Annotated in this window: 17 protein-coding genes and 1 tRNA gene; 10 read left to right on the forward strand and 8 right to left on the reverse strand. The window is 48.0% G+C overall.

Translation table 11 applies throughout. The features are described from left to right. From V6Z81_08775 to V6Z81_08800, 6 genes are all read left to right on the forward strand, one after another. On the forward strand, positions 1 to 199 hold a 199-nt coding region (locus V6Z81_08775; protein MEG9862556.1), incomplete at its 5' end, for a hypothetical protein. A 501-nt stretch (positions 200 to 700) separates the two neighbouring features. Continuing rightward, complete coding sequence (locus V6Z81_08780; GenBank protein MEG9862557.1) at positions 701 to 1,804, forward strand: zinc-binding dehydrogenase; 1,104 nt, start codon at positions 701 to 703, stop codon at positions 1,802 to 1,804. Positions 1,805 to 2,037: 233 nt separating this feature from the next. Next, positions 2,038 to 2,934, forward strand: a complete 897-nt coding sequence (locus V6Z81_08785; GenBank protein MEG9862558.1) for a hypothetical protein — start codon at positions 2,038 to 2,040, stop codon at positions 2,932 to 2,934. A 91-nt stretch (positions 2,935 to 3,025) separates the two neighbouring features. Then, complete coding sequence (locus V6Z81_08790) at positions 3,026 to 5,314, forward strand: DUF3604 domain-containing protein (protein ID MEG9862559.1); 2,289 nt, start codon at positions 3,026 to 3,028, stop codon at positions 5,312 to 5,314. Positions 5,315 to 5,342: 28 nt separating this feature from the next. Beyond that, entirely contained in the window at positions 5,343 to 6,218 is an 876-nt protein-coding gene (locus tag V6Z81_08795) for a peptidylprolyl isomerase (GenBank protein MEG9862560.1), read from the forward strand. Then, entirely contained in the window at positions 6,215 to 7,468 is a 1,254-nt protein-coding gene (locus V6Z81_08800) for a HupE/UreJ family protein (GenBank protein MEG9862561.1), read from the forward strand. The genes V6Z81_08795 and V6Z81_08800 overlap by 4 nt, the downstream gene beginning before the upstream one ends. A 4-nt stretch (positions 7,469 to 7,472) precedes the next feature. Here the strand turns inward: V6Z81_08800 and V6Z81_08805 are convergent, their stop codons facing one another. After that, complete coding sequence (locus V6Z81_08805) at positions 7,473 to 8,540, reverse strand: AI-2E family transporter (GenBank protein MEG9862562.1); 1,068 nt, start codon at positions 8,538 to 8,540, stop codon at positions 7,473 to 7,475. 187 nt (positions 8,541 to 8,727) lie between these two features. On the opposite strand from V6Z81_08805, the gene V6Z81_08810 reads away from it, so the two are divergent. Genes V6Z81_08810 through V6Z81_08825 form a run of 4 tightly spaced genes read left to right on the forward strand, consistent with a single transcriptional unit; the run spans position 8,728 to position 10,520 of the window. Then, positions 8,728 to 9,159 carry an ankyrin repeat domain-containing protein gene (locus tag V6Z81_08810; protein MEG9862563.1) on the forward strand — a complete coding sequence of 144 codons (432 nt, stop codon included), beginning with the start codon at positions 8,728 to 8,730 and terminating at the stop codon, positions 9,157 to 9,159. An 18-nt stretch (positions 9,160 to 9,177) separates the two neighbouring features. Continuing rightward, complete coding sequence (locus tag V6Z81_08815) at positions 9,178 to 10,269, forward strand: hypothetical protein (protein MEG9862564.1); 1,092 nt, start codon at positions 9,178 to 9,180, stop codon at positions 10,267 to 10,269. Positions 10,270 to 10,273: 4 nt separating this feature from the next. Then, positions 10,274 to 10,408 carry a hypothetical protein gene (locus V6Z81_08820; protein MEG9862565.1) on the forward strand — a complete coding sequence of 45 codons (135 nt, stop codon included), beginning with the start codon at positions 10,274 to 10,276 and terminating at the stop codon, positions 10,406 to 10,408. Then, on the forward strand, positions 10,377 to 10,520 hold the full coding sequence (locus V6Z81_08825; protein MEG9862566.1) for a hypothetical protein: 144 nt from the start codon (positions 10,377 to 10,379) through the stop codon (positions 10,518 to 10,520). The genes V6Z81_08820 and V6Z81_08825 overlap by 32 nt, the downstream gene beginning before the upstream one ends. Positions 10,521 to 11,488: 968 nt before the next feature. Here V6Z81_08825 and raiA read toward each other — a convergent pair. From raiA to V6Z81_08860, 7 genes are all read right to left on the reverse strand, one after another. After that, positions 11,489 to 11,806: a ribosome-associated translation inhibitor RaiA gene (raiA, locus tag V6Z81_08830; protein ID MEG9862567.1), complete on the reverse strand. Its 318-nt coding sequence runs from the start codon at positions 11,804 to 11,806 to the stop codon at positions 11,489 to 11,491. A 109-nt stretch (positions 11,807 to 11,915) separates the two neighbouring features. Then, a complete protein-coding gene (lptB, locus tag V6Z81_08835) occupies positions 11,916 to 12,722 on the reverse strand; it encodes an LPS export ABC transporter ATP-binding protein (protein ID MEG9862568.1) in 807 nt (268 codons plus the stop codon). Positions 12,723 to 12,746: 24 nt separating this feature from the next. Beyond that, positions 12,747 to 13,358 carry an LptA/OstA family protein gene (locus tag V6Z81_08840; protein ID MEG9862569.1) on the reverse strand — a complete coding sequence of 204 codons (612 nt, stop codon included), beginning with the start codon at positions 13,356 to 13,358 and terminating at the stop codon, positions 12,747 to 12,749. Continuing rightward, positions 13,355 to 14,041: an LPS export ABC transporter periplasmic protein LptC gene (lptC, locus tag V6Z81_08845; protein MEG9862570.1), complete on the reverse strand. Its 687-nt coding sequence runs from the start codon at positions 14,039 to 14,041 to the stop codon at positions 13,355 to 13,357. Before lptC ends, V6Z81_08840 begins: the two co-directional genes overlap by 4 nt. A gap of 20 nt (positions 14,042 to 14,061) precedes the next feature. Beyond that, positions 14,062 to 14,685 carry a ribonuclease H-like domain-containing protein gene (locus tag V6Z81_08850; GenBank protein ID MEG9862571.1) on the reverse strand — a complete coding sequence of 208 codons (624 nt, stop codon included), beginning with the start codon at positions 14,683 to 14,685 and terminating at the stop codon, positions 14,062 to 14,064. Between the two features lie 21 nt (positions 14,686 to 14,706). Then, positions 14,707 to 14,793, reverse strand: a tRNA-Leu gene (locus V6Z81_08855). 75 nt (positions 14,794 to 14,868) lie between these two features. Beyond that, the coding region (locus V6Z81_08860; GenBank protein ID MEG9862572.1) for a PD-(D/E)XK nuclease family protein at positions 14,869 to 15,483 on the reverse strand (615 nt) is incomplete at its 5' end.

Raw genomic sequence — 15,483 nt, forward strand, 5'->3', positions numbered from 1 at the left:
CACAGTGATGATCTCTGTCACCCGTGGCAAGACGATCCTCAAATACCACCGTTTCATCACGGTGATGATCTCTGTCACCCGTGGCAAGACGATCCTCAAATACCACCGTTTCATCACGGTGATGATCTCTGTCACCCGCAACGCGATGATCTTCGAATACCGCTGTAAATACTGTTGTTGCATCATGAATTATGTATGAGCTACGCCTAGATATCCGTAAAATCTACATGGCTGTCTCATCCGCTTATACAGTATTTTCCCCGCTTGTAATAGCGAAAAACTTAAGACTCTTAACACTGCTTTTGCCATAAATTAAGGGCAAGAGATAGCAAAAATCTCCTCTATTAAGGGGCTACTATACGATAGAGTTCCAAACTCGGAATTTCCCTCAATCCTCCCTTTCTCTATACTTGCATAGAAACCTCTAGAACACCAATGAGATTCTTAAGGACGCCGAAACCTGCTGGCGGCTGAACGAGGCTCAATACTAGTAAGATGCACCGTAGAGTGGGGGCATGAGTAAGCAAGATCAGTGGGGAGTTTTTAGATTTCTTGGCACTTGTCTTACCTAGCCTAGTGGTCCCTTAAATTAAATGTGCTCAAAAGGTTACCCCGTGCAGTTTTTTGTGGTGGGGTTTAAGAAACTGCTATAACCGTAGCGAACCCTGTAATCGGGGCGATAAAACAAGGAGAAAACGGCATGCGGGCTGCAATTTATCGTAAGGGGTCGCTGGTGGTAGATACTCTACCAGATCCTAGGCCGGAAGCCGGTCAGGTGGTGGTGAAAACATTATCCTGTGGCATTTGCGGGTCGGATCTTCACGCCCTCCATCATGCCATGCACATGGTCGATGTCTCACGTCGCAGTGGTCAGGGGACTGTTTTTGATGCGGAGCGCGATGTGGTGTTTGGTCATGAGTTTTGCGCCGAGGTGCTGGACTTCGGTCCTGATACGGAAAAACGTTTCAAATCTGGTGCTCGAGTTTGTTCTGTTCCTGTGGTGCTGGGTGCTCAGGGTGTGGGGACGGTGGGTTATTCTAACGAGTATCCGGGTGGCTATGGTGAGCAAATGGTGCTCAATGAGGCGCTTCTTTTAGAAGTGCCTAATGGTTTATCAAGTAGCAATGCTGCATTAACAGAGCCTATGGCGGTTGGTCTTCATGCTGTAGTCAAGGCAGGCCTTGGGGAGGACGATGTTCCATTGGTGATAGGGTGTGGACCGGTGGGGTTGGCAGTTATTGCTACTTTAAAACTAAAGGGGGCTGCTCCTGTTGTGGCGGCTGATTTTTCGCCGGCTCGTCGTCGGCTGGCGGAGATTATGGGTGCAGATATTGTCATTGATCCCGGTGAAACCTCTCCATATACGCGCTGGGAGGCGGCGGCATCTCCTGAAGATCCGAACATACCGCCGGTTCTAACGTTAACGGGCTTTAGACCTGCTTTGCGACCGGCGGTGATTTTTGAATGTGTTGGCGTGCCGGGTATGTTGCAGCAGATTATGGAGGGTGCGCCCAAAGATGCACGTGTTGTTGTTGTAGGGGTTTGTATGGAGCACGATTCCATAGAGCCTTTTTTTGCTATCGGTAAGGAATTGAATATGCAATTCGTCTTGGGGTATACACCTGAAGAGTTTGCTGAGACTTTGCATCATGTTGCCGAGGGTAACATTGATGTGAGTCCTATGATTACCGGCAAGACTGGCCTTGAAGGAGTGAGTCAAGCGTTTGATGCGTTGGCCAACCCTGATAATCACGCTAAGATTCTTGTAGAGCCTTGGAGCAAGGAGAGTTTGTCGTCCCTATAATTTTTTCAGGGGGGTTGTATCGTCAATGGCTTCTGTGTGGGAGCAGACAAGACTTCCTCGCTACCATCAAAAACGAAACCACTGCGAATCATAGAGTCGTGCGTGGATATTGCTCCTCTTGTCCCCTTAGGGGTTGAACGCTCTCACTCTGGCCGATAAGCCGCCAACAGGCACAAATGTGGTTTAAGAGAGGATTATAGTCACGGGGGGGTGTTGGGTCTATAATAGGCTCTATGAGGAATAGAGAGAAGTGGCGGACAGGGTTTGGTCGCATCCTCACTATACTAGGGGTGGGGGGCAGCGTTGTTATGGTGCCAGCATCAGCCCATGCTTGTATGATGCATGGGGCGTTTTCTGATTTTTCTATTAGTTATCTTTTAATACTTGAACTGGAGCGGTTTCAGGATCACGCTAGCATCTTTTTAGAACAGGCCGTAGCGGGTAATGGCCGGACCATGACCCCTCTTGCACTCGCTATGATGTTTGGTGTGGGCTATGGCGCTTTGCACGCTCTGGGGCCAGGTCATGGTAAGGCGGTCGTCTCGTCTTGGTTTGTTATGGGCAAGGCGCGGTTCTGGGAGGGGATGCGTATGGCTATAGAGATTGCATTGACCCATGTAGTTTCAGCCATTGTTGTTGTCTTGATTGCAGATATAGTACTCAATCATCTACTGGCTGTTGAAGATGACAACTTTAGGGTTGTTCGTTTGATAAGTTATGGACTCATTACCATCATTGGCCTTGGTCTTTTGGTTCAAGCGATGCGTAAATCTGTAAAGGGTAGGTGTGCTCACACTCATGGGGGGTGTGCTGGCCACGGTTGTGGGGATACATCGCGCCCTTGGTCTAGACGTCTCATTGTGCTGGCGGTAGGGGGAGTTCCCTGCACAGGCGCTATGATTGTTTTACTTATAGCGCTGGCCCATGATGCTATCTTGTTTGGTGTTTTGGTGGTGTTGGGTATTTCGTTTGGTATGGCCCTAACGCTTACTGGTGTGGGGGTAGCTGCTATCTGGGCTCGTCGCCGGGTAACAAACGGGTCGGGTTACACATGGGCCACCAATCTTGAGTATATTGGCGCCTGTTTTATCCTGCTTTTTGGCGGGCTATTATTCTGGAGTAGTCTATAGCCGGATTATGAAGTGTGCCTCTGGTGTTGGTAAAGGCGGACCTATATAATTAAGGCCCGACATACTGGGGAGAGGGCGGAGAATTAAACCCATGCATAAAACCGTTTACACCATTGCAGGTCTGTTTGTTTTGATTGTTATTGTATTGGGGGGATATATGCTGTCTGCCACCATCGGTCTGCTGGGCAATCATCGGGGGCCGGGAGTTATTGAGGGACAGGCGCTACCCAAAGCAATTGGGTCACAGCGGGCGACCGTGCAAAGAAGGGCGGCGCGTTCTTTGGGTGTGTCCACCCCCAAACAGATATTGTTTGGGGATTTACACGTCCATACTACCTATTCAACGGATGCTTTTTTATGGAGCTTGCCAATTATGGGGGGGCGTGGGGCACATCCTATTGCGGATGCCTGTGATTTTGCGCGTTATTGTTCGTCGCTGGATTTCTGGTCCATCACGGACCATGCTGAAGCCAGCACACCCCAACGCTGGCAGGAAACAAAAGAGTCTATTCGTCAGTGCAATGCCTTGACGGGCAATGCCAAAGACCCAGATATAACCGCTTTTTTGGGCTTTGAGTGGACGCAAGTAGGGCCTACTCCTGTGAACCATTATGGCCATAAGAATGTTATCTTCAAAGGGTTGGATGATGATGAGGTGGCTGCCCGTCCTATCGCGGCTCAGGGCGTTGCTACACAAGTTATACGTGGGGCGGAGGGTATTATTCCTCCTGCGGTACCGTTGTTGGATTTTGGCAATCGGCAAATATATTACGATTTCGTGAGGTTTATAGAAGAAGCTCGCGATGTACCTGAGTGTGATAAGAATATGCCCTCTAAAGATTTACCGGATAATTGTTTTGAATCTACTGGAACCCCCGGCGATCTGGTAGCGCGACTTGAGTCTCAAGGGGTGGATAAAATGATAATCCCCCATGGGTCTACGTGGGGGTTTTATACCCCACCGGGAGTTACATGGGATAAGCAGTTAGAAGCAGATATGCGTCCTGATGCTCAAGAAATTATTGAGGTCATGTCCGGTCATGGTAATTCAGAGAAATACAAATCTTGGCGGGCTGTAAATGTTATAGGGACGCTGGATGAGCTAGCTAACGTGGAAAGAATGCCGACGGATGCGGTCTTATTTTCTTGTCCTAGGCCTACCCGACAGTATTTACCGTCTTGCTGGCAAGCGGGCGAGATTATTCGTGGGCGGTGTCTGGATGAAGGATTGTCAGCCAATGAATGTGACGGCCGTGCTGCTAAAGCTCGTGAGAATTACGCCAATATGGGAATTACGGGTCATCTGTCTATACCGGGTGTAAAAATGGAGGAGTGGCTTGATTCCGGTCAATGCCGTGATTGTTTTGTGCCATCTTTTAATTATCGCCCAAGGACATCGGTGCAATATGGCCTAGCAGTTGGCAATTTTGATGAGCCGGGTGCCTCTCGCCGGTTTCGTTGGGGTTTTATTGCTTCCAGTGATAATCACCGTGCGCGACCGGGCACGGGATATAAGCAATATGACCGGCGCGGCAATACAGAAGCGAACGGTGCTATCAATGAGGTTTGGCTTGAGCGGCTTCAGGGGCCAAAAGAAGAGCCAATTGCTGAGTCAAAACGTATTTCCGCTGAAGAGTTATTTTCACGGGCCGGATTTCAGCTGACTGAAGGCGAGCGGCAGGCCTCGTTTTTTGTAGTTGGTGGCTTGGCGGCAGTGCATTCTGAAGGGCGTAGTCGCGAGGAAATATGGGATGCCCTGAAACGCCGTGAAATATACGGCACCAGTGGCCAACGTATTATGTTGTGGTTTGATATGATGAATGCCCCCAACGGTGAGGTCTTACCTATGGGGGGTGAGGTGTCAACCACGCAAAGTCCGTCATTTAGGGTTCGGGTGGCAGGATCACTTAAGCAGAAGCCCGGGTGTCCGGCTTTCGCCTCTGGAGGTCTGCCGGTAAGGCGCCTTGAGAAATTATGCAGTGGTGAATGTTATAATCCGTCCACCGAGCGTTATAAGATAATTCGCATTGAGGTGGTGCGGATTACGCCACAGAAAAACGCGCAGGAGAGTGTGGATGATTTGGTTGAGGATCCATGGCAAACGTTCACCTGTCCCAATAAAGAAAGCTGTACGGTTGAGTTTGACGATCCGGGCTTTGCGGCGGGCAATCGCGATAGGGTTTACTATGTGCGGGCTATACAAGAGCCGCAAGAGATGGTGAATGCCGGTAATTTGCGCTGTGAGTATGATGAAGACGGAATCTGTGTAAAGATCAGTCCGTGCTTTGGTGATTACAGAACGCCTGCCAGAGATAATTGTCTATCTTTTGCTGAGCCTCGGGCGTGGTCGTCTCCGATTTTTGTTGATTATGATGGGTGAGCCCGATCGTGGGATAAGAGAAAAACGCTTGGCGCAAGGACTACTTGTTGCTGGTGCGCTTGCGGGGTTACTAGCTGCGATTTGGGGCGTTTTTAATCTTGATACAGGCGAGAACTTTATCGGCGCTGAACTGGCCGTGGCGGTTGTGGATGGTGTATCTATCACCCGTGCTGACTATGAACGAGCGCTACAGGCGTTGGGAAATGATAAGCGTAATCCTCTTTCAGATGAAGATCGCGCTCGTGTGTTGCGGCTTTTAATTGACGAACAATTATTGGTACAGCGTGGCGTGGATATTAACCTTGTAGAGGTTTCTCCTGAGGTGCGAAAGGCACTGGTGGATGCCATGTTGCAATATATTCTGGTAGACACTACGGCAGATGAGGCAAGTGAGGAGGATTTGCTCGAATTTTATGAAGAAAATAAAGGTCTTTTTGCCGTACCTGCGCGGGTTCATGTGCGTCATTTGTATGTGAGACCGGGGACGGAGGAAGAAACAACAGTGCGTCTTGAGGGCATTAGATCAGCGTTGGAGGATGTAGGCTCGGTGGCAGAATTTACAGAGGTTGCCTACCGTCTCGGAGATGATTATTTTCCTGCCCCACCGGATGGCCTTCTTTCCCCTGGCAAATTGCGTGATTATCTAGGCATACAACTAACGGACAAGATTTTAGAATTGCCGGAAGGGGGTATGAGTACACCCCTCAAGACAGATACCGGCTGGCATGTTTTTTATGTGGTGGAGAGGCTTTCTAACAGCGATCGCGCTTTTGAGGAGGTACGTCGGCAGGTGGCAGTTGAGTATCAGCGCTTTTTGGAGGAGAAAGCCTTCACCGAATACTTGGATTGGCTCTACAACCGTGCTGATGTGCGTATTGTGGAAGATGAAGGTGCGACTGAATGACGAAACGCGATGGCGTTTGTCTGTTCGTTTTCTTGGGCCTAGTGATGGCGAGTATGGTGCTGGCATCGCTCCCGGCGGGTGCTCATACCAAAAGCCGCTCTTTTTCATCATGGCGGTATCAGCCAAACGGAGAGGTGGTGATGGTATTCAGTGTGCCGTCTCTTCAGGCAACGCGGTTGGCAGCCATAGATGAAGCGGGCGAACTGGAGACCCTGCTAAACCGGCATCTGGAAGCCGCTATTGTTGTACGCCAAGATGATGCAGCGTGTGAGGTACTTGAGGGTGCACGAAGTCTTAGATCACAGGAAGGGATTTTGCGCAGTGAGATGCAGTTTCGTTGCCCCCATCCGGATTCTACGAGCATTATTATTGAAAATAACGCATTTTTTCCCTTAACCCCGTCACACGTTCATTTTGCCCGCCTTCATGGGAGTAACGACGGAGAGATCCGATGGCGTGAAGTCTTATTTACGGATACCGCCCGTAGTTATTCTCTTGGGGTGGCTTTCTCCGAAGAGGGTACAGCCTCATCATGGGCGGGGGTTTTATCTGATTATATCTGGCTCGGCATTGTTCACGTAATTGGAGGTCTTGATCATGTAGCTTTTGTCATAGGTTTGTTGTTATTGTGTCATCGGTTGCGGGATGTGTTGGTGGCCATAACAGGATTCACCGTAGGTCATAGCATCACGCTGGTGCTGGCGATCTTGCAATGGGTTATTCCCGACCCGCCCGTGGTCGAAGCACTCATTGGTTTCACTATAGCCCTTGTGGCAGCAGAAGGGGTTGCCTTGCGACATGGCCTGATGGGGCGTATTTTGCCTGTAGGGGTAGCGGTTCTGGGGGCATTATGTTTGGTTAGTTTTTTTGTTCAGGGGGTTATCCCGTTTGTTACGTGGGTGGGGTTGCTGATTTTTATCATGTGTCACGGGTTTTTACTTAGGCATTTGGCAACTATGGGGGGGTGGGTTCCGGTGTTGTCCATTGTGTTTGGCTTGATTCACGGGTTTGGATTTGCCGGTGTGCTACAGGAAATTGGTCTCCCTCAGGAACGCTTCATGCTTTCTCTATTCAGTTTTAATGTGGGTGTTGAAATAGGACAGGTTGCAATCGTGACGCTGGCGTGGGCGGTAGGCCGTTGGGGTGCTACCCGTTTAGCACCTGTTCATGGCCGCATGGCGCTGGATGGCCTTGGTTCATTGTTGTGTGGCCTTGGGGTGTTCTGGTTTGTGGGCCGGGCTTTTATTTGATTTTTTATGAAGACGGAGTGTTGATTTTACCGTCTGCCGACAAAAAAATAGCAATGGGACGTGTGGCAGAAAAGCGGGAAAGCACAATGATGATAATCACCGTGATGGGCATAGACAAAAACATACCGGCAATTCCCCACAGAGATCCCCATAAGGCAAGGCTTAAGACCACCACTACGGGGCTTACATTTAGTTTACCGCCCATCAGGCGGGGCTCCAAAATGTTGCCGATAACAAACTGAGAAATGCCGCACCCCGCAATAACAATAAGAAATGGTGTGAAGCTGTCAAATTGCACAACAGCCAGCAGGGCAGGGAAGACAACACCGAGCAGTGATCCAATGATGGGGATATAGTTAAGCAGAAATATAAGGACCCCCCAAAAGGCGGCATAGTCAACGCCGACAGTAGCCAGAATAATCCAACTAATACCTCCTACCATCACGCTCATGAGAGTTTTAATCCAAATATAAGCCTGAATATGATGCTGGACTGAATCGAAAGTTTCCACAATGTTTTGACGGCGCTGGAGGTCGGGAAACAGAGCCTCCATTTTAGCGGAAAAGTTTTTTTGCTCCACAAGAAGAAAGAAAATATAGATGAGGATGATACCTGTCAGGCTTGCAATGTCGGTCAGGGCGTTGGCTAATCTTTGCAGCCAGGGGACGACATCAATATCACGGGCGAGTTTGGTAATATTGAAAACATCCCCTAAAGCTCCTAACCCCATGGAATTATTAAGGCGCTCGGCAAGGGCCGCTAACCGTTGACCGTAAAGAGGAGCCGCCTGATACACAAGGCTAACATTGGTGGTGATGAGTTGGCCTGCAAGATAAAGCAAAACCCCCATTAGGCACAGGGCGATTGTAAGTCCAAACCAAAAAGGAGGCCTGTGAGGCAGAAGAGGCAAGCGGGTAATACCATTTGCCAGCGCATTGATGAGATACCAAATCATAATGGCCATGGCGAAGGGGATTAGAATATCACTGCCAAAAAACAGCAAAGATCCACCAATAACAAGCACAATAAACCACGAGAGAGCTAGAAATTGTCGTATGGCAAAATTATCCATGTGTACGCGTGTGGAGCATGTTGATTTGGTTGTACCAACAAAAAGATACGGCTGTTTGCAAAAAACTGCAAATGATAGATTTGGCTAGGTTTAACTCTATAGTTTGCAGGGATGTGATACGCTACTTTATAGATTATGGAGGTGGGTGGTTCACCTTTCTCTTTGAAATGTTATCAGGAAAAATTTTATGAGGCTTATAACTTTTACCGAGGGAGGTGCTACCCGCATAGGTGTTCTACAGGGAGAAAGCGCTGACCAAATTATAGATTTGAGCCACGCCGAACCCTCTCTACCTGTTGAGATGATAGAGGCCCGTGATGAAAAGTTTGGAGCATCACCTCTACATTTTGCAGTGATGGTAGGTAATACAGAGATGATTGGAGTGCTACTGGACCATGGAGCAAACATAGAGGCTCCTGATGAGATGTTTGAATTAACAGCATTGCATCTGGTAGCAGGAGGCTCAACACCATCGGTTGTGGAGATCTTGCTGGATCGAGGAGCAGATGCTACGGCACCTGACAATGATGGAGACACACCTTTTAACTATGCAAAAAGTAACGAGGCTTTAAAGAACACAGAAGCCTACTGGCGACTTCATGATGCACAGTATCGGTAGGATGCTTTGGAGCACACAATGACTGAGAACAATCAAAATGAAGGAAAGGGGTTTTTTGGTAAACTCTGGGCTAACATATTCTGGACCAAAATTACTGATTTGGAGTCCTCAAGACAGGCTGCATCTAATGGAGTGTTTGTTATAGGCTGGCTTGCTGTTTCTTATACTGTAAATATTTTGTTATTGTTCTTCTACCGTAGTACGCCTTCACAGGAATTAAAAGATGCCGCTCCGGAAGATAGTTTTCAATATAATTTCGACCTTCTGTGGAATGCACTTCTGGTGGTCTTCCTAGTCTTTATTGCACACAGGATTTATAAACAGCAAAAGTTCGGATTTATTCCCTTTGTATGTTTTTGGATTCTTTGGGATGTAGGGTATGGGGTTTATTTGTCATCAGAAGCCCCACAGTTAGGGTCTGTTGTTTTTGGATTCCTAGTAATAAATTCATTCAAGGGCTGGTTGGGAGTCAGGAAATTTGAAGAAAGCCATCAAAACTTAACGTTAGAAAAAGAGAAGCAGAATAAAAGGCACAGTCTTTTAGAAGTGATCATCATGTTGTGGCTCTTATCTTCGGCTGGGTTTGAAACTTTCATTTATTGGCAGGATTTCTTTGAAACGGAAAGAGCACTTGTAGCACGTGAATTAGACCCGCAAAAGGAAATGATTCTCATAAATGTTGTTGCTTCTATACTTGCCATTTTCAGTGGGTGTTTTCATAGACGTGATGGTTTGTATCGAGCTGCCTGTCGTAAAATTGGCAGGTCTATAGCGTCGCTAGATTTTCTGAAAACAAACCCCAACGGCCTTCAGGATGCGTTAACCGACCCCTCCAAGGACAAGAATTTCATTATAGGGGTCTTTCTAATTTTATTTGTGCCAATAATTACATTTAATTTCTGGTTTTTGGCTATCTCGCTAGTAGCCATCATGGTTTATAGCATCGCTTTCTCTAAAAAGTTTGATGAAAGGTATTTTTTTCCAAAAATATATTCAGACCTGCAAAAACGTGCAGACTCTTTTTCAAATAAAGGTGAGCATGAAAAAGCAGAGGCAGCATCAAGGACCTGTGTATGGTTGGATGAATATAGAGCGGCAGAACAGGAGTGATAAAATGAGAGATGGTGACGACGACGAAGACTTGCCGACCATGGAGGGGCTGGAGAATTTCGTCCGCGAGGTGATCCTTGTCCCTCCCGTTGTGAAACTGGATGACGATGAAGAAGTCGAAAAACCAGAAAGCCGTTGACGAGAGGATCGGCGGCCTGCTCCATGAGCATCGGACTGCCCTTGATTTGACATTGGAGCACGTAGCGGGAAAACTGGGTATAGGTTTCGTGCGACTCCATAATTACGAGTAGGGCAAGGCGACCATACCCCTTGACCGGCTGATAAAGATTTCCGGCATTTCCGGCGTACCGGTCGGCGACATTCTAGAACCGGCCATCGGGACGGTGAAGAACCTCCTGACGCCCCAACAGTGGCGGGTGGCCCAGATTCTGCCGAAACTGACCCCTACGCATTTCAAGCACGTAGCGGGGGTTATACGGGGGCTTGCAAAATGAGGGAAATTCCGTCCACTAAAGTATATAGTTCCCATTTTTTCATCCTACCGGTACTGTGCCTCTTTGAGAAGCCAGTAAGTCTTGGTGCCTCTAAGATCTTTATTTTCCTGCGCATAGTCAAACGGGGTTTTGGCATCATTGTCACGTGTCGCTCCATCGGCACCATGCCTCGGCAATGCTTCTATCACCACCGCTTCTTTTTTTCGGTATACGCCGCTACCTAAAGTAGAGGCGTCATGCCCTCTCTGTCACGTACCTCTATGTCAGCACCATGGTCTAGCATGATATTGACTGCCGCTGGTGTTTTCGACCAGTGTAAAGGTGTTGCTCCTGATAATGTGTGGGCTTCTATATCAGCCCCTTAAGTATATAAGTCCCTAAAACTGGAAAGTCCGATTGTGCGACCACCGAAGATTCTGGCGGTTGGCTTAAACTGCAAAGATCATATTGAAGAGGCCAACGGCTCATCCGCCGTTTCAAAGTCAATGGGCTCTTCTAATAGATCAAATAGGTTAACCAAGGTCTGATAGGTCGTCAAATTTGGCATGAGGAATAGCAACCTCGCCTCCCACTGCTGTGGTGCCTAACTTCTCCCGCAGGCCTGTCATATAGGCTACATGCCCGGAAAGTGTCTGAAGAACAATATTTTTTTGCCCGCCTTGAAGTTGCTGATAATACTGGCAGAGGTTATGAGGTCCGCAAAGCTCATGGCGTTACTTTTGATTATTGGTTTTAAAGCAGCAATAAAAATCGGAGTTTTTGCACTACTCGGCGCGGGTGTTATTTCTGTGGTGATCTTTAAGACGTCGCTTGTATCGGCGTAAGCGTTTTTCTAGCCGCTCCAGTGCCAGATCAAAACTGGCATGTATATCTGTTTTTTGTCCTTGGGCTTGAAAAACAATGCCAGACTCTAAATGTACGGCGCAGTCTGCACGATACAAATTACCTTCCCGTGCAAAGGTAACGTGCCCGTTTACCGGGTGATCAAAATACTTTGTAATAGAATCCTCGGTGCGCTCCTGAACATAAGTCCGCAACGCCTCGCCTGTGTCAATGTGAATACCAGTGATTCGAATGTGCATAAAAGAAAACCGTAAAAGATATACGCATGAGCCAAAAACTCTAGATATTATAACAGTTCCTGTCAACTAAACCCAAATATGTTGTCGTTTTGGTTAATGGTTTTCCGGCCTATATGTTAAATTGGTCACCCAAATAAAGACGGCGAACGTCTTTGTTGCCCACAATGTCGTCTGGAGAACCTTCCATCAAAATGGAGCCATCATGAATAATGATGCCATGGTCAATAATCTCCAGTGTTTCACGTACATTATGATCAGTGATTAAAACGCCAATGTCGCGGTCTTTAAGATGCGCTACTAAATCCCGAATATCGCCAATGGCAATGGGGTCAATACCGGCAAAAGGCTCATCCAGCAAAACAAAGGAAGGATGACTTGCCAGAGCGCGAGCAATCTCGACACGGCGCCGTTCCCCTCCTGACAGAGATAAAGCCGGCGCATGACGTAAATGGGTGATAGAAAACTCCCCTAATAAATCATCTAAAATAGCTTCTCGTCTGTCGTGGTTTTTTTCTACTACTTCAGTAACGGCGCGAATGTTTTGTTCTACCGATAATCCCCGAAACACTGATGGCTCCTGGGGCAAATAACCGATGCCAAGGCGAGCCCGTTTGTACATGGGTAAAGAAGAGATATCCCGCCCGTCTAGTTTGACAACGCCATAATCAACAGGGGTTAGACCGGTTATCATGTAAAAAAGAGTTGTCTTTCCTGCCCCGTTAGGACCAAGAAGGCCAACCGCCTCACCACGACTGACCTTAAAAGAAACATTGCGAACTACAGGTCGCCCTCCGTAAGCCTTACCAATATTGCTAATGGTAAGCCCACGGGGTGTGTCTGATATGAGGTTGAGATGAGAATTATCTTTTTTCCCATCACTTATCTCAGTGCGTTCAGTCGTGGTATTGTCCATCATTCTCTCGCTTTGGTTAATACCACCCTAACTATTATTATCTTCGGATGTAGGCGGATTTGAGGAATCAAAAAGCCCCCTAACGCGTCTTGCAGTTTTATCTTCTGCCGAAACAGTGCCTAACATACGACTATCGCCAGTTGTAAGATCAATTTCAAGCCTTTCACCTTGTACGACGTTTTCCCCTTGGCGTAATATCACATTACCTTCCATGGTGATATACTGGGCATTTGCTTCATACTGCATCCAGTCACCATGGGCGGATTGATTGTCATTGGGGGTTACAGTTGCATTGCCCTCGGCCTCTAGACGACGAAAGGGAGATCTTTTCTCGTCTTCATCAGCCTTGGAATCATCCTGACTCCAATAATATATGGTCAGATGATCTGCTACCAATTGAAGGCTATTCTGGGTGACACGAACTTGACCGGTAAAGGTGGCCTTTTGTGTATTTTGGTTGATGTCTAGCGTATCGGCTTCAATTTCAATGGGTGTATCTGAATAGCCTGACAGGGAATTACCTACCAAAGCACCCATAGAATTATTCTGTGTATCTTTGGCTAGAGTGCCAGAGTGTAGAGAGGTGAACGGCTCTATCAAGATCAGCGCGATAACTGTAACAGGGAGACGGATGCTCATTGTCGCTGTTCTTCTTTATCGAAGATCTGTTTTGAGGTGTTTGGTATGATAGTCACACGGATATTATCACGAAAAGAGAGTATTGCCCCCCTATCACGAACGGTCATGGTGTTGGCGCTAAGAGTGCCCAATGGTCCGGTGGCTGATACAACTCCTGAACTTTCCAGAACGCCTGCGGCTAAATCTACGAAAACCGCATCTGTTTCCATTTTGTAGCCTTGAGCGGAGCGCGCAACAACCGGTGAAGATAGTTCCAGATGGTTGTTTTCTGTGTCAAACAAGCCCTTTCCGGCTTCAAGGGCCATGTCTGCCGTGTTTTCAGACGTTTTATCGCCAAGGGATGCTTCAAGGTTGTGAAATATGATGCTGTCTGAATCATCCGTTGCGCGGGCAGCACTTTCTGCCTCAATGACGTAAGGGCGTCCTTCGCTATCGACGCCCCGGCTTGAAGGGTGAAGAACGTGAATGGCACCCTCCCGTTGTTCTAAGCCTTCCAGATTATACTGAATATCCGGACTGCTAGGCGGTTCAAGGTCAGAATATAAAAAAATCACTACCGCCAGAAGAACGGTAAGCAAGGGGAGAATAATTTTAAGAGCCGTTGTGGTGCGCGTGCGCTCTGAAAAAGAACTTCGAGGTTTGTATCCAGTATCTGAATATTTTCGGGGGGCAGATGTATTCATGGAGCTAGTGTGTTTAGGGGCTAGCGGCGCGTGCTGTGAGAGAAAATATCTTCATCTTCCCAGCCGGCTAAATCTAACCGGGCGCGGGTGGGGAGAAAATCAAAACAGGCATGGGTTAGTTCTTGGCGTCCCTCACGGACTAACATAATTTCCAGAGCATCCCGTAGGTTATGCAAGTGAAGGACGTCTGAGGCTGCATAGTTAATCTGGGCTTGGTCTAGAGCCTCAGCACCCCAGTCAGAACTCTGTTGCTGTTTGGATAAATCCACATTCAACAGCTCACGACATAAATCTTTCAAACTATGGCGGTCTGTGTAAGTGCGTGCCAATCGAGAGGCAATTTTGGTGCAATAGACAGGGACCGCCATTACCTCCAGATAGTGCATGAGCATAGCAAGGTCAAAACGCGCATAGTGAAATATCTTTGTAACGGCAGGATCATTCAACAAACTCTTGAGGTAGGGGGCATTGTACCTGCTGCGGTTTATCTGAACGATATGGGCTGTGCCATCGCCTGCAGAGAGTTGTACGACACACAATTCATCCCGATGGGGTTTGAGCCCAAGAGTTTCGGTGTCAACGGCCACAGCGTTGCCGAAGTCAAGTTCGGCGGGTATATCCCCATGATGTAATGTTACTGTCATGCAAACTATCTGTTTCTCATATGGTGCCCAGGAGAAGACTCGAACTTCCACGCCCATACGGGCACCAGCACCTGAAGCTGGCGCGTCTACCAATTCCGCCACCTGGGCCGAGTCGGCAACCCGACACTATCTTAACCTCTAGGGCTTTTAGCTGGAAAAGTCAATTTTTCACCTGCGTATCCCCTATTCTATCTTATCCGTATCTCCTGTTGGGTGAGTAGCCAAAACGCTATCCAACCTCTCCGGTTCTAGCTCCATAAGAGAGGGTCCTGCCGTCCACAATAAGGCACAATGAATAATACGCTCCGAAAAAGCTTCTTGTAAAAGAAGCCGATAGGCCGCCATCTGTGCCAAGTAATCCAGAGGAATATCGTTGGGATGATCAGGGGGGGGGCGGTTGGTTTTGTAATCTGCAAGCCAGAGGGCTTCATCAGTGATTGTGAGGCGATCTACCTGACCCGCGACGGGTGCCATTCCCCCTAGAGCCGGATGTCGGATGCATCCTGTTATTAAAACTTCTCCTCGGCTGTTGGGTCCGAATAAGTGTTCAAACTTTTTGTCATATAGCACAGTGAGAGCGGTGGTCATGATGTCATTGTGAGCAGGTTTGTCTAGATGAGGTGCTTTGATGTCCAAAAGACGTGCCAGCCTCTCCTCGCGCTGAGTGTGAGGAATGTTTGGCCCGTGGTGCAAGAGATGATGAATAAGACGTCCCCGCTCGTAAGAGTCGGGGCTACTGGTGTGCAGGGGGGAGAGAGGTTCTGATTTTCTGCTATGGGGGTTTTTATGTTTTAACAG

It is taken from the genome of Parvularculales bacterium, assembly GCA_036881865.1.
Lineage (GTDB): Bacteria > Pseudomonadota > Alphaproteobacteria > JAPOUT01 > JBAJNM01 > JBAJNM01.

Bases quoted from the DNA above. Each gene is read 5' to 3' on its own strand.
- V6Z81_08780 (MEG9862557.1), top strand. From the start codon at position 701: ATGCGGGCTGCAATTTATCGTAAGGGGTCGCTGGTGGTAGATACTCTA.
- V6Z81_08785 (MEG9862558.1), top strand. From the start codon at position 2,038: ATGAGGAATAGAGAGAAGTGGCGGACAGGGTTTGGTCGCATCCTCACT.
- V6Z81_08790 (MEG9862559.1), top strand. From the start codon at position 3,026: ATGCATAAAACCGTTTACACCATTGCAGGTCTGTTTGTTTTGATTGTT.
- V6Z81_08800 (MEG9862561.1), top strand. From the start codon at position 6,215: ATGACGAAACGCGATGGCGTTTGTCTGTTCGTTTTCTTGGGCCTAGTG.
- V6Z81_08805 (MEG9862562.1), bottom strand. From the start codon at position 8,540: ATGGATAATTTTGCCATACGACAATTTCTAGCTCTCTCGTGGTTTATT.
- V6Z81_08810 (MEG9862563.1), top strand. From the start codon at position 8,728: ATGAGGCTTATAACTTTTACCGAGGGAGGTGCTACCCGCATAGGTGTT.
- V6Z81_08815 (MEG9862564.1), top strand. From the start codon at position 9,178: ATGACTGAGAACAATCAAAATGAAGGAAAGGGGTTTTTTGGTAAACTC.
- V6Z81_08820 (MEG9862565.1), top strand. From the start codon at position 10,274: ATGAGAGATGGTGACGACGACGAAGACTTGCCGACCATGGAGGGGCTG.
- V6Z81_08825 (MEG9862566.1), top strand. From the start codon at position 10,377: ATGAAGAAGTCGAAAAACCAGAAAGCCGTTGACGAGAGGATCGGCGGC.
- raiA (MEG9862567.1), bottom strand. From the start codon at position 11,806: ATGCACATTCGAATCACTGGTATTCACATTGACACAGGCGAGGCGTTG.
- lptB (MEG9862568.1), bottom strand. From the start codon at position 12,722: ATGATGGACAATACCACGACTGAACGCACTGAGATAAGTGATGGGAAA.
- V6Z81_08840 (MEG9862569.1), bottom strand. From the start codon at position 13,358: ATGAGCATCCGTCTCCCTGTTACAGTTATCGCGCTGATCTTGATAGAG.
- lptC (MEG9862570.1), bottom strand. From the start codon at position 14,041: ATGAATACATCTGCCCCCCGAAAATATTCAGATACTGGATACAAACCT.
- V6Z81_08850 (MEG9862571.1), bottom strand. From the start codon at position 14,685: ATGACAGTAACATTACATCATGGGGATATACCCGCCGAACTTGACTTC.